This window comes from Amycolatopsis sp. NPDC045836 (genome assembly GCF_056431745.1).
The window spans coordinates 196885-210813 of record NZ_JBWKKF010000012.1 but is presented as its reverse complement, the minus strand read 5'-3'; the positions used below and the strand labels follow the sequence as shown (position 1 = coordinate 210813).

Annotated in this window: 5 protein-coding genes and 2 pseudogenes; 2 read left to right on the top strand and 5 right to left on the bottom strand. The window is 72.4% G+C overall.

Annotation, left to right across the window (positions count from 1 at the left end; translation table 11 throughout):
- Positions 1 to 4 precede the first annotated feature (4 nt).
- Positions 5 to 223: a DUF5988 family protein gene (locus AC07EG_RS23805; protein ID WP_478255364.1), complete on the bottom strand. Its 219-nt coding sequence runs from the start codon at positions 221 to 223 to the stop codon at positions 5 to 7.
- Between the two features lie 246 nt (positions 224 to 469).
- On the opposite strand from AC07EG_RS23805, the gene AC07EG_RS23800 reads away from it, so the two are divergent.
- On the top strand, positions 470 to 1237 hold the full coding sequence (locus AC07EG_RS23800; protein WP_478255363.1) for an AfsR/SARP family transcriptional regulator: 768 nt from the start codon (positions 470 to 472) through the stop codon (positions 1235 to 1237).
- Here AC07EG_RS23800 and AC07EG_RS23795 read toward each other — a convergent pair.
- Entirely contained in the window at positions 1234 to 2409 is a 1176-nt protein-coding gene (locus AC07EG_RS23795; protein ID WP_478255362.1) for a cysteine desulfurase-like protein, read from the bottom strand. The two genes, AC07EG_RS23800 and AC07EG_RS23795, sit on opposite strands and share 4 nt — an antisense overlap.
- A complete protein-coding gene (locus tag AC07EG_RS23790; RefSeq protein WP_478255361.1) occupies positions 2406 to 3548 on the bottom strand; it encodes a serine hydrolase domain-containing protein in 1143 nt (380 codons plus the stop codon). The genes AC07EG_RS23795 and AC07EG_RS23790 overlap by 4 nt, the downstream gene beginning before the upstream one ends.
- A 900-nt stretch (positions 3549 to 4448) precedes the next feature.
- On the opposite strand from AC07EG_RS23790, the gene AC07EG_RS23785 reads away from it, so the two are divergent.
- On the top strand, positions 4449 to 4748 hold the full coding sequence (locus AC07EG_RS23785; RefSeq protein WP_478255360.1) for a hypothetical protein: 300 nt from the start codon (positions 4449 to 4451) through the stop codon (positions 4746 to 4748).
- Here AC07EG_RS23785 and AC07EG_RS23780 read toward each other — a convergent pair.
- Positions 4719 to 8597, bottom strand: a pseudogene (locus tag AC07EG_RS23780) (type I polyketide synthase); the annotation flags it as partial. The gene AC07EG_RS23785 and the pseudogene AC07EG_RS23780 overlap by 30 nt on opposite strands.
- Positions 8598 to 8611: 14 nt before the next feature.
- Positions 8612 to 13924 (bottom strand): annotated as a pseudogene (locus tag AC07EG_RS23775) (SDR family NAD(P)-dependent oxidoreductase); the annotation flags it as partial.
- Between the last annotated feature and the right edge of the window lie 5 nt (positions 13925 to 13929).

Sequence of the window (13929 nt, the reverse complement as noted above, 5' to 3'; positions counted from 1 at the left end):
CCCGTCATTCGGCGACGTAGGTCCGCCCGGTCCATTCGAAGACCCGCAGTTCCCGCCCGCCGTGCAGTTCGGTCTCGGTGGTCGGGCGGAAGTGCTCATAGCGATTCCCGTTCACCAGCTTCAACGGGAGGTCTTCGTCGGGCACGCGGTGGAAGCGCGCGTTTCCGCCAGGTAACGCGGGCGGTCCGCCACGCAGCACCACGTTGGGGCCGCTATCACTCATGGCACCGTCCTTTCCCCGGATGGTTTCGCTGGGTGACCGATTCATCGTCCGGAAGGCCGCTAAAGCGCACCTCAACCCGGACTTGCCCTTCGCGCGCGGGTGTGCGCAGGGGAGGGCCGGTCGGTGCGTAGGGGCGATTTCGCGGGCCGGTTAGGGGCTTGGGTGAACCTTCGAACAGTGGTTAAGTCGCGTTCACCGGCACCGAAGAGGACCCGGTCGGGGGAAGACGAGTCACCGGAGGGCAAGTTGAGATACGAGATCCTGGGCAGACTCAGAGTGGTCGACGACAACGGCACGACTTCGTTGACCGCTCGCAAGATGGAAACGCTGCTGGCCGTGCTGCTGGGCCGGGCGGACCAGGTGGTGACCACCGATCAGCTCATCGCGGAGATCTGGGGGGACCGTCCGCCGCAGCGGGTGAACGCCGCGTTGCACGTCTACATCTCGCAGTTGCGCAAGTTCCTGGATCGGCCGGGCCGCACGGCCAGCCCGATCGTCACCCGCCAGCAGGGGTACCTGCTGCACCTCGGTGCGGACACGCTGGACGTCAACGACTTCCAGCGCCTGGTGCACCGCGGCCGCGAGGCGGCGCAGCGCGGGCAGTACGAGGAGGCGGCCGTCCAGTTCGAGTCGGCGTTGTCGCTGTGGCGCGGGCGGGCGCTCAACGACGTGCAGGACGGGCCGATCCTGTACTGGTACGTGACCTGGCTGGAGGAAGCCAGGCTGGAGTGCGTGGAGATGCTCAACGAGGCGTACCTGAAGTTGAGCAGGCACCGCGAGGTGGTCGGCAGGCTGTACGTGCTGACCGGGGAGCACCCGCTGCGGGAGTCGTTCTACCGCCAGCTGATGCTCGCGTTGTTCCGCTCGGAACGGCAGGCCGACGCGCTGAAGGTCTACCAGCACGCCCGCGAGCGGCTCAACGCCGAACTGGGCCTGGAGCCGTGCCGTCCGCTGCGGGAGCTGCAGGGCGCGATCCTGCGCGGCGACGAACTGCTCAAGCACACCGTCGCTTAGGTCCGGAGTAGACAGTCGAGGAGCCGGTCCACGTCGGAGTTGTCGTTGTAGTGGACGAGGCTGGCGCGGACCGCGCTGCCGGTGTCGCGGATGCCGAGCGCTCCGGTGAGTTCCCAGGCGTAGTTGTGCCCGTTCCACACGTTGACCTTGGCGGCGGCGAGGCGTTCCGCGGTTTCCCGCGGGGTCTGGCCGTCGATGGTGAAGTAGGCGACCGCGGTCCGGCGCTCGGGCGAGCCGTGGAGGGTGATCCCGTGGATCTGGCGCAGGCCGTCGAGCAGGCGGGTGAACAGCCGCAACTCGTGGGCTTCGGCGGCGGTCATCGAGGCGATGAGGCGTTCGCGGCGGGTGCCGGTGGCGTCGGTGAGCCCGGCGAGGTGGTCGACGGCGGCGGTCACCCCGGCGAGATCGGCGAACGGCAGCGTCCCGGTTTCGAAGCGGTTGGGCACTTCGTCGCTGGAGGAGGCGAGCTTGTCGGGACGCAGCTGCGCCAGCAGGGCCGGGTCGGCGACGACCGCGCCGACGTGCGGGCCGCACCACTTGTAGGCGCTGGTGGCGTAGAAGTCGGCGCCGAGCGCGGTCCGGTCGGTGGGGCCGTGGGGGGTGGCGTGCACGCCGTCGACGTAGGTGAGCGCACCGGCCTGGTGGGCGGCGGCGGTGATCGAGGCGACGTCCGGCCGGGTGCCGAGCACGTTGCTGGCGGCGGTGACGGCGACCAGCCGGGTGCGGTCGCCGAACTCGAACTGCTCGGTGGGCAGTTCACCGGTGGCGCGGTCGACCTCGGCCCACCTGACCGTGGCACCGGCCCGTTCGGCGGCCTGCACCCAGGGGCGGACGTTGGCGTCGTGGTCCAGCCGGGTGACGACGACCTCGTCCCCCGGCTGCCACCCGGCCGCCAGGGTGTTCGCCAGCCGGTAGGTCAGCGTGGTCATGCTGGCCCCGAAGATCACCCCGTCCGGGACACCGCCGACCAGGTCGGCCACCGCGGCGCGGGCGTTGGCCACGATCTCGTCGGCGCGGTGGCTGGCCGGGAAGGCACCGCCGACGTTGCCGATGCCGCGGCGGTAGGTGTCCGCGATCGCGTCGATCACCGAGGTCGGGACCTGCGTGCCGGCGGCGCCGTCGAGGTAGGCGTAGCCGTCTTGGAGCGCGGGGAACCGGTCGCGGGCGTTCATGCCAGCGCCTGGTAGGCCGAGGTCCAGAAGTCCAGGTAGGGCTTGCTGAACTGCGGGAAGTCGGCGCGCTGGGTGAGCAGGACGCCGACGAGGTCCTCGGCCGGGTCGATGGCCAGCGAGGTGCCGAGGCCGCCGTCCCAGCCGAAGCGGCCGGGGGTCTGGTAGATGCTGTCGCGCCGCGTGTCGATGGCGACGCCGAAGCCCCAGCCGAGGTTGTCGAAGTAACCGGGGAAGAAGCCGGATCCGGCCTTCTGCTGCGGGGTCAGGTGGTCCGTGGTCATCGTGGTGATGGTGGCGCGGGAGAGGACCTTGTTGCCGAAGAAGAGGCGTCCGAAGGCGAGCATGTCCTCGGCGGTGGAAACCAGCCCGGCGGCTGCGGACGGGAACACGGGTGGTTTGCTCCAGGCGCCGTCGATTTCGTCGTAGACCTCGAGTTCGCCGGTTTCCTGGTTGGGCAGGTAGCTCACGGTGAAGCGGTCGAGCTTCTCGGCGGGCACGCTGAAGGCGGTGTCGATCATGCCGAGCGGTTCGAAGACGCGTTCGGTGAGGAAGGTTTCGAGGTCCTGGCCCGAGGCGCGGGTGAGCAGGGCGCCGAGGATGTCGGAGCCGGTGTTGTACAGCCAGCGGGTGCCGGGCTGGTGCACGAGCGGGAGTTCGCCGAGCTTGGCCAGCCACCGGTCGATGGGGAGCTCGGTCAACGGCTTGGGCGCCCCCAGCGTGCGCAGTTCGGCGGCGGCTTCGTCGATGGGACGGCCACCGGGGAAGGTGATGCCGAAGCCGTTGCGGAAGGTGAGCAGGTCACGCAGGGTGATCTCGCGGTGGGCGGGCACGGTGTCGTCGAGCGGGCCCGCCGGGTCGGTGAGCACGCGGCGGTTGGCCAGCTCGGGCAGGAAGTCGGCGATGGGGTCGTCGAGGCGGAGCACGCACTCCTCGACCAGCACCATCGCCCCGACCGCGGAGACGGGTTTTGTCATGGAGCTGATGCGGAAGATGGTGCCGGGTTCGGTGGCGTGGGCGTCGATGTGCACTTCGCCGCCGCGGCTGAGCGCGGTGACCGCGAGGGGGAGGGTGCCGGTGTCCACGTGCCTCGAAATGGCGTCGTGGACGCGGGTGAGGCGGTGCTCGACGAACCTGCTCATGGGCGGAGCTTAGGGGGTGCGGGTTTTGTTGGGCCAGTGCTGATTTTCTTCGATCCGGGGTGGCGGAATGTGGTGCCACCCCGCTTTTTCAGTGTGACGATGGCGGGGATGGCTTTGTCAAGGCGGGAAAGATGCCTTGACAAAGCCATCCCCGCCGTGTTTTGGCTGCGGAGCGGGGTGGGGCGGGGGAGTGTGGGTGGTCCCGTTGGGTGCATAGGTTCTGTTGGGCTGGTGTTGTGGGTTTGCTGGTGCTGTTGGCCTCGCTGGTGCTGTGGGTTTGCTGGTGCTGTTGGCCTCGCTGGTGCTGTTGGGTGGGGCGGTGCTGTTGGCTGGTCCGGTGCTGTTGGCTGGGTCGGGCTGTTGGGTGGTCGTTCTGTTGGGTGGTCGGTTCGGTGGTGGGGCCTGTCCGGTGCGGGGGGTTCCGTTGGGTGCATCGGTCCGGTCGGGGCGTCGGTGCTGCTGGGTGCTTCCGCTTCCGGTTGGCCCGCCCGGGCGAACGCGCCGATCCGGATCGGGTGGTGGGGCGGTTCGGGTGGGAGGGGTCCCGGATCGCGGAGTTAACGTCGGTGCATGGGTGACAAGTGGGCGGAGCGGCGGCAGGCCCGCCGCCGCGTTGTGGCGGGTGAGTCACCGGGGGCGGCGGGGCGGGTGGGTCGTCCTGCGGCTGGTGGGGCGGGCCACGCTGCGGCGGGTGAGGTGGGGCGTGTTGCGGCGGGCGAGTCACTAGGGGCGGCGGGCGAGGTGGGGCGTCCCGTGGCGGGTGAAGCCGCCCGTGCCGGGGAGGCGCGGGCGGTGGGGGTGGGCGTGTCCAGGGGTGGAAGGCGCAGGGTGGAGGTGGTGTGGGGGCCCGAGCGGCCGGCCAGTCTTCGGTGGGCGTTCGGGTTGTGGGTGGGGGCGGGGGTGCCGATGGTGCTGGGGGGCATCGGCATCCTGATCCTGCTGGCGGCGTTCAACCTCCGCGCGGGGTTCCACGCGGCGCGCGTGTGGTTGACGGTGTTCGGGGCGTTGGCGACCCTGCATTTCCTCGGCGTCCTCGGGGTGGTGCTGGCGCTCGCCGTCCGGGGGGAGGCCGGCTCCTTCCTGCCCCTGCTCACCCTCATCCCCGCCACCGTGGCGATCGTCGCCACGGTGGCGATGTGGCACCCCGACACCACCGCTTACCTCAACGAGTTACGAGCGCTCCGCAAGCGCGTCGCCTAGGTGGGCGATGACGGCGCCCAGGGTCGGCTGGTCGTAGATCGCGACCGGCGGGATCTGCACCCCCGAAGCCAGCTGCAGCCGGTTGCTCAACTCCAGCGCCGCGAACGACGAGAAGCCGTGCTCCAGCAGGCTGTCCTCCACCCCGATCGCCTCCGGGCCGGTGTGCCCCAGCACGTCCGAAGCGTGGAACCGCACCAGTTCCGTCAGCAGCTGTTCCCGCTCGGCACCGGTCGCCGCCAGCAGCCGGTTGTCCGGTTCCGCGACCACCGCCAGCTCGGCGACGACGTCCGGGGCCGAAGCGCCCTGCCGCAACACCAGCCCGATCGCCGCCGGATCGATTCCCTCCCAGGCGATCGCCACCGAAGGCGCCGGTCGCGAGCGCGCCCACGCCGCCGCATAGGACTGAGCGGGTGAAGGCTTCCGCGTGGTGAGCACGAAGGTGGTGTTCGCCTCGGGTAGCCGGGCGCGTATCGAGGCGACCGTCTCCGCGGGGCCGACGACGACCACGGCGGTGGTCACCTCCGGTCCGGGCTCGCGAACCACCGGCAAGCCTTGGCCTCGGAACCAGTCGGCTGCCCGGGTGCTCAGGGGGTCGTCGCCGGGAATCAGCACTGGGCCGTCCGGGCGCCAGCCCGCCACGGCCAGCTCCGCCCGCTCCAGCCCCTCGGCGAACACCTCCCCGCCGCGAATGGCCAGCCGCGGCTCCGCCACCCCCGAGCCGAGCAGTTCCGCCAGCCGCGTCCACGTCCGGTCGTCCGGGACCGGTGGCAGGTCGACGAAGTGGTCCGCGGGCAACCCCCGGAACTGGGCTTGCTCGGGCGAAGGCGGGCCGTCGACCTCGGTGCCGCCGTAGGTCAGGAGCCAGACCGGCACCGGGTGGTCGCCCCCGGGATCGCCGACGGACAGCACACCGGTCACCGCCTCGGTCAGCTCGTCGACGACGTGGACACCACGCGAACGGAGCAGTTCCCGGACCTCCGCGGAACCGTGCACCACCCAGGTCCCCGGTGCACCACCGGAAATCCTCAGCGGACGCCAGACGGTCCGGTGGGCCCAGGTGTGCCGCTGGTCCCACAGCGCCAGCCGGGCACGCTGCTCAGGGGTGAGGTCGAGCACGCCGAGCAGGTCGTTCGGGGCCGTCGGTGTCGACGGGTCCAGCCAGTACCGCGACCGCTGGAAGGCGTAGGTCGGCAGGTCGACCCGCCGCGCGCCGGTGAACCCGGCGGACCAGGTCACCGGAACACCCCGGACGTGCGCCCTGGCCAGCGCGTTGACGAAGGTGCGCGGCTCCGGGCGGCGGGAGGTCAGCGCCGGGATGATCGCGCTGGAACCGGCCTCCGGCACGCACGCCTGCACCGCGGGCGTCAGCACCGCGTCCGGCCCGATCTCGACGAACGTGCGCACGCCCGCCGCGTGCAGCGTCCGCATGGCGTCGTGGAAGCGCACCGGCTGCCGCACCTGCCGCACCCAGTACTCCGGTGAGGTCAGCTCGTCGGCCGGTTGCCCGGTCACCGTGGAGATCACCGGGATCCGCGGCGGGGAATAGGCCAGGCCACGGGCGACGCGCCGGTATTCGCCGAGCATGGGGTCCAGGTGCGCGGAGTGGAAGGCGTGGCTGACGGAAAGGCGCTTGGTCCGGACCCCGTTCGCCTTGAACTCCGCGGCGATGGCCAGCACCGGCTCCGGGTCACCGGCGAGCACCACCGCGTTCGGGCCGTTCACCGCCGCCAGGCTCACCGAAGCGTCCAGCAGCCCGGCGACCGCCGACTCCGGCGCCTCGATCGCGACCATGGCGCCGTCGTCGCGCACCCCCTCCATCAGCCGGCCGCGGGCCGCCACCAGGGTGCAGGCGTCCTCCAGGGACAGCACCCCGGAAACGTGGGCGGCGGTCAGTTCACCGATCGAATGACCGGCCACAAAGGACGGAACCACACCGTAGGACTCGACCAGCCGGTACAGAGCGGTTTCCAGGGCGAACAACGCGACTTGGGTGTAACCGGTCCGGTCCAGCAGCGCGGCTTCCGGCGTGCGTGGCTCGGCGAACGCGATCGGCAGCAGCGGCCGGTCCAGCAGCCCGTCGAGCAGCGCGCAGACCCGGTCCAGCTCGGCGGTGAACACCGGGTAGGTCTCGTACAGCTGACGCCCCATGCCCGGACGCTGGCTGCCCTGACCGGTGAACAGGAACGCCGTCCGGCCGCCCGCGGCCCGCCCCTGCGCCAGGTTCGTCGCCGGGGTGCCGTGCGCCAGCCCGGCCAGCCCCCTGGCCAATTCCTCCTGCCGGTCGCCGAAAACCACGGCGCGACAGGCGAAATCGGTGCGCGTGGTGGTCAGCGAATGGCCGACGTCGGCGAGGTCGAGGCCCGGGTTCGCGGTGAGGTGGTCCAGCAGGCGCGCGGCCTGCCCCTTGAGCGCGCCGGGTGACTTCGCCGAGAGCACCCACGGCACCGGGCCGGGTGCGGCACACGGTTCACCGGCGGGTTCGACCGGCGGTGCCTGCTCCAGGATGACGTGGGCGTTGGTGCCGCTGATGCCGAACGACGACACCCCGGCCCGGCGCGGGTGCCCGTGCTGCGGCCACTTCGCCGGTTCGGTGAGCAGGGACACCGCCCCCGCCGACCAGTCCACCAGCGGGTTCGGCTGCTCGGCGTGCAGGGTGCGCGGGAGTTCGCCGTGGCGCATGGCCAGCAGCATCTTGATCACCCCGGCCACCCCGGCCGCGGCCTGCGTGTGCCCGAGGTTCGACTTGACCGACCCCAGGTGCAGCGGTTCCCCGCGCGACTTGCCGTAGGTGGCCAGCAGTGCCTGCGCCTCGATCGGGTCCCCGAGGGTGGTCCCCGTGCCGTGCGCCTCCACCGCGTCCACTTCGGACGGTGACACCCGGGCGTTCTCCAGCGCCTGCTTGATCACCCGCTGCTGGGCGCTGCCGTTGGGCGCGGTCAGCCCGTTCGAAGCGCCGTCGGAGTTGACCGCCGTGCCGCGCACCAGGCCGAGCACCGGGTGCCCGTTCCGGCGGGCGTCGGAAAGCCGTTCCAGCAGCAGCAAGCCCGCGCCCTCGGCGAAGCCGGTGCCGTCGGCGGCGGCGGAGAACGACCTGCACCGGCCGTCGGCGGACAGCCCGCGCTGCCGGTCGAACTCGGTGAACACCATCGGCGTGGCCATCACGGTGACCCCGCCGGCCAGCGCCAGCGTGCAGTCGCCGTGGCGCAGGGACTGCACCGCCAGGTGCAGGGCGACCAGCGAGGACGAGCACGCGGTGTCGATGGTGACGGCCGGGCCCTCCAGGCCGAAGGTGTAGGCGACCCGGCCGGACGCGATGCTGCCCGCGCTGCCGTTGCCGAGGAAGCTCTCGTAACCCGCCGGCTCCCGCCCCTGCAACCGGCTGCCGTAGTCGCTGTACATCACGCCGGTGAACACGCCGGTCCCGCTGCCGCGCAACGCTTCCGCGTCGATCCCGGCCCGCTCGAACGCCTCCCAGGCGAGCTCCAGCAGCAACCGCTGCTGCGGGTCGATCGCCGGGGCCTCCCGGGGTGAGATGCCGAAGAAGCCGGGGTCGAAGTCGGCGGCGTCGTAGAGGAAACCGCCGGCGTGCGGCCGGTCCCGCCGCTCCGGGTCGGCGTCGTAGACGTCGGCGGGCCAGCCGCGGTCGTCCGGGAACGCCGAAATGGCGTCCCGGCCGGAAGCGACCAGCTCCCACAGGTCCTCCGGTGACCGCACACCCCCGGGGTAGCGGCAGCTCATCGCCACCACGGCGATCGGCTCGCCGGCCCGCTCCTCCACCTCGAGCAGCTGACCGCGGGTCCGCTCCAGATCGGTGGTCACCCACTTCAGGTAGTCGAGCAGCTTCTGCTCGGTCGGGCCGGTGCTCATGCGGTTTCCACCTTCCTGCCGAGTTTGCGGTCGATGAAGTCGAACAGCTCGTCCGCGCCGGCCGCGCCGAGGCCGGATCCCGTGCCGCCGGCGACCGCGAGCAGTTCCCGCAGCCGGTCGGTGACCCGCGGGTCGGACAACCCGATCAACGCCTCCTCCAGGCCGCCGAGCCGGTCCAGCACGGCGTCGGCTGGATCGGGTTCTTCGGTGCGCGGGGCCAGTTCCGCCCGCATGTACCCGGCCAGCCCGGCCAGCGTCGGGTGGTCGAACACCAGCGTGGCGGGCAGCCGCAGGCCGGTGGCCGCGGTGAGGCGGTTGCGCAGTTCCACCGCGGTCAGCGAGTCGAAACCCAGTTCCTTGAACGCCTTCTCGGTCGGGATGGTGTCCGGGTCGGTGTGCCCGAGCACGGTGGCCACGTGCCCGCGGACCACGTCGATCAGCAGTGCCTGCTGCTCGGACTCGGTCAGGTCGGCCAGCCGCTGCGCCAGGTCGGCCAGCCCGCCACCGGCGCGCTTGGCCGGAGCCTTGACCAGGTTCCGGAACAACCGCGGCAGGGTGCCGGCGGTGGCCTGGTTCCGCAGGGCCGCGGTGTCCAGCTTGGCCGGGACCACCACCGCGCGGCCGGTGGTCAGCGCCGCGTCGAACAGGGCGAACCCCTGTTCGGTGCCCAGCGGCACGATGCCGGCGCGGGCCATCCGGGTGTGGTCGGCGTGGTCGAGGTGACCGGTCATGCCGGTGGTCTCGGCCCAGTACCCCCAGGCCAGGCTGAGCGCGGGCTGCCCGTGTGCACGGCGGTGCTCGGCGAGCGCGTCGAGGTGGGCGTTGGCCGCGGCGTAGTTCGCCTGGCCGGGGGTGCCGATGGTGGCGGCGATCGAGGAGAACAACACGAACGCGCTCAGCTCACCGGTCAGTTCGTGCAGGTTGCGGGCCGCGTCCACCTTGGGGCGCCACACGTTTTCCAGCTGCTCCGGGGTCAACGCGGTGATCGTGGCGTCGTCGAGCACCCCGGCCGCGTGCACCACGGCGGTCAGCGGGCGGGTCACGGTGCCCAGCAGCGACTCCAGCGCGCCGCGGTCCGCCGCGTCGCAGGCCGCGATGCTCACCTCGGCGCCGAGGTCGGCCAGGTCGGCGGCCAGCCCGGTGGCCCCGGGCGCGTCGAGGCCGCGGCGGGAGGTGAGCAGCAGGTGCCGCGCGCCGTGGTGGCGCACCAGGTGCCGGGCGAGGTGGCCGCCGAGCACGCCGGTGCCGCCGGTGATCAGCACGGTGCCCGCCGGGTCGAGCGTGAGCTGCTCCCCCTCGGCGGTGCCGGGCCTGGTGCGGGTGAGCCGGGGGACCAGCGCCTTGCCACCGCGGACGGCGACCTGCGGTTCCCCGGTGGCCAGCGCGGCGGGCACGGACTGCGGGGCATCGGTGTCCACCAGGGTGAACCGGTCGGGGTGCTCGGACTGCGCCGAGCGCACCAGACCCCACACCGCCGCCCCGGCCAGGTCGGTGACGTCCTCGCCGGGCTCGGTGGACACGGCACCACGCGTGACGAACGCCAGCCGCCGGTCCTCCGCGATCGCCGACTGGACCAGCTCCAGCGCCGTCGTGACGTCGTTGACCTCGACCGGTTCCGGCACGGCTTCCGAGGCCGGTTCGGGGTCCCGCAGCGGTGACCATTCGACGTGGAAGAGCATCGAGCGGTGGCCGCCGGAGCCGAGCACCGCCGGATTGACCCGGCGGGCGGTGAGCGCGTCGATCGAGGCGACCGGCGCGCCCACGTTGTCGGCCAGGGTCACGCGGTAGCTGTCGGGGCCCAGCGGGGTCAGGCGCACCCGCAGCGCGGTGGTGCCGCTGGTGCGCAGGCTGACGCCGGTCCAGGAGAACGGCAGGCTGATGCCGTCACCGCCGAGGGATTCGCGGGCGAGCGGGTGCAGGACCGCGTCGAGCAACGCCGGGTGCAGCGCGCACCGCTCGCCGTCGGCGTGCTGTTCCTCCGGCAGCACCACGTGCGCGTAGATCTCCTCACCCAGCTTCCAGACACCACGCAGGCCGCGGAAGGCGGGGCCGTAACCGTAGCCTTCGTCCTGCAGGCGGTCGTAGAACTCGTCCATGGCGACCGGTAGCGCACCCGGTGGCGGCCAGGCGCCGGACAGGTCACCGGACACCCCGGGGGCCGGTGCCCCCAGCGAACCGGTGGCGTGCAGCGTCCACGGCTCGTCCGGTTCGGCGTCCTCGGGTCGCGAGTGGACGGTCAGCGAGCGGTGGCCCCGCTCCAGCGGGCCCGCCGACACCTGCAACCGCAGCGTGCCCTGGTCCGGCAGGACCAGCGGTGCCTGCAGCAGGAGTTCCGCCAGCCGCCCGCACCCGGTCCGCCCGGCGACGAACAAGGCCATGTCGACAAAGGCACTTCCCGGCAGCAACGCGGTGCCCAGCACGGTGTGGTCGGCGAGCCACGGCTGGGCGTGCGGGGACAGGCGCCCGGTGAACACCGTGCTCTCCCCGTCGGCCAGGTCGAGCGCGCCGCTGAGCAGCGGGTGGTCGGCGGCGTCGAGCCCGGCCGCGGTCGGATCGGTGGCCCCGGCGGGGGCGTCGAGCCAGTACCGCTTGCGCTGGAACGGATACGTCGGCAGGTCCACCCGCTTCGGCGTGCCGGGCGCGAACACCGCGGTCCAGTCGAGGCCGACCCCGTTGACGTGGGCCTGCGCGGCGGCGGCGAGGAACTGCTTCCAGTCGCCGTTGTCGCGGCGCAGGGTGCCGGAAACCGTGCTGACGCCCTCTTCGCGCGTTTCGTCGAGGGTCTGCTGGATGCCGATGGTGAGCACCGGGTGCGGGCTGGTCTCCACGAACGACCGGTGGCCGTCGCGGCGCAGGGCCCGCACCGCGCTGTCGAGCTGCACGGTCTCCCGCAGGTTCCGGTACCAGTACGCGGCGTCCAGTTCGGTGGTGTCGATCGGTTCCCCGGTGACGGTGGAGTAGAACGGGATTTCCGCCCGCTGCGGCTTGACTTCGGCGAGCATGTCCAGCAGCGCTTCCCGCAGGGTGTCGACGTGCGGGGAGTGCGAGGCGTAGTCGACCGCGATCCGCCGCGCCCGCACGCCTTCGGCTTCGCAACCGGCGAGCAGTTCGTCGATCGCCTGCTTCGCCCCGGAGACCACGGTGGACTCCGGGCCGTTGATCGCGGCGATGCCGAGCCTGCCGTCCACCAGCGCCGGGTGCTCGCGGATGCGGGACGCGGGCAGCGGCACCGAGGCCATGCCACCGCGGCCGCTGAGCGCGGAAACGGCCTGGCTCCGCCGTGCCACGATCAACGCGGCGTCGTCCAGGGTGAGCGCACCGGCGATGTGCGCGGCGGCGATCTCCCCCTGCGAGTGGCCGATCACCGCGCTCGCCCTGGCACCGATCGACTGCCACAGCCGGGCCAGCGAAACCATCACCGCGAACAACGCGGGCTGCACCACGTCGACCCGCTCCAGCGGCGGTGAGCCGGGGGTGCCCTCCAGCACCTCGCGCAGCGACCAGTCCACGTGCGGGGCGAGCGCGTCCGCGCAGAGCTGGATGTGCTCGCGGAACACCGTGGAGGTGCCGAGCAGCGGCACGGCCATCCTGGCCCACTGCGAACTCTGGCCGGGGAAGACGAAAACCGGCTCGCGGGCGCCGGGCACCGGGTGCTGCGCGCCGTGCGGGGTGGTGATCAGCCCGGTCGCCGATTCGCCCCGCGAAAGCCGGTCGAGGCCGTGCAGGAAGTCCTCGCGGTTGTCGGCGACCACCACGGCGCGGTGGGCGAACGTCGACCGGGTGGTGGCCAGCGAATAACCGATCGTCGCCGGGTCCTCTGTGGACGAAACGATGTGGCGGCGCAGTTGCTGGGCCTGGGCGTGCAGGGCGCGCTCGCTGTGCGCGGAGAGCAGCCACGGCACCGGCCGGTCGTCGGCGGGCACCTCGGCGGGCGGTTCGGCCTCCGGTGCCTCCTCCAGGATCAGGTGCGCGTTGGTGCCGCTGATGCCGAACGAGGAGATCCCGGCGCGGCGCGGGGTGCCGTTGCGCGGCCACGGCACCGGTTCGCCGAGCAGCGAAACCGAACCGGCCGCCCAGTCGATGTGCGGGCTCGGCTGGTCGGCGTGCAGGGTGCGGGGCAGCGTGCCGTGCCGCAGCGCGAGCACCATCTTGATCACCCCGGCCACCCCCGCGGCGGCCTGGGTGTGGCCGATGTTCGACTTGATCGAACCCAGCCACAGCGGGGTGTCCCGGTCGCGGCCGAGCGTTTCGATCAGCGCCTGCGCCTCGATCGGGTCACCGAGCGTGGTACCGGTGCTGTGCGCCTCCACCGCGTCCACTTCGGACGGTTCGAGCCCGGCACCGGCCAGCGCCTGCTGGATGACCCTGGCCTGCGACGGCCCGTTGGGCGCGGAGAGCTGGCTGCTGGCGCCGTCCTGGTTGACCGCGCTGCCCCGGATCACCGCCAGCACCGGGTGCCCGTTGCGCTGGGCGTCCGAGAGCCGCTCCAGCAGGATCAGCCCGGCGCCCTCGGCGAACCCGGTGCCGTCGGCGGAGGCGGAGAACGACTTGCACCGGCCGTCGGGGGACAGCCCGCGCTGGCGGCTGAACTCGACGAACGTGCTGGGCGTGGCCATCACGGTGACCCCGCCGGCCAGCGCGAGCGTGCACTCCGACTGGCGCAGCGACTGCGCCGCCAGGTGGATGGCCACCAGCGAGGACGAGCACGCGGTGTCGATGGTGACGGCCGGGCCCTCCAGCCCGAAGGTGTAGGCGACCCGGCCGGACGCGATGCTGGGTGCGCTGCCGTTGCCGAGGTAGCCCTCGAACCCGGCGGGTGCGCGGTGCAGGCGTGAGGCGTAGTCGTCGTACATCACCCCCGCGAACACGCCGGTCCGGCTGCCGCGCAGGGAAACCGGGTCGAGGCCGGCGTGCTCCAGCGCCTCCCACGCGGTTTCCAGCAGCAGCCGCTGCTGCGGGTCGATGGCCAGCGCCTCGCGCGGGCTGATGCCGAAGAAGTCGGCGTCGAAGTGGTCGGCGTCGGCCAGGAACCCGCCCTGGCGGGTGTAGCTGGTGCCGACGCGCTCGGGATCGGGGTCGTAGAGGTGCTCGACGTCCCAGCCGCGGTCGGCGGGGAAGTCCGAGATGGCGTCGGTGCCCTCGGCGACCAGCCGCCACAGGTCTTCCGGCGACCGCACGTCCCCCGGGTAGCGGCAGCTCATCGCCACGATCGCGATCGGTTCGGTGGCGCGCCCGGAGAGTTCGGCCACGCGCTCGCGAGCCTGGCGGAGTTCGGCCGTCGCGCGCTTGAGGTAGTCCCGCAGCTTGTCTTCGG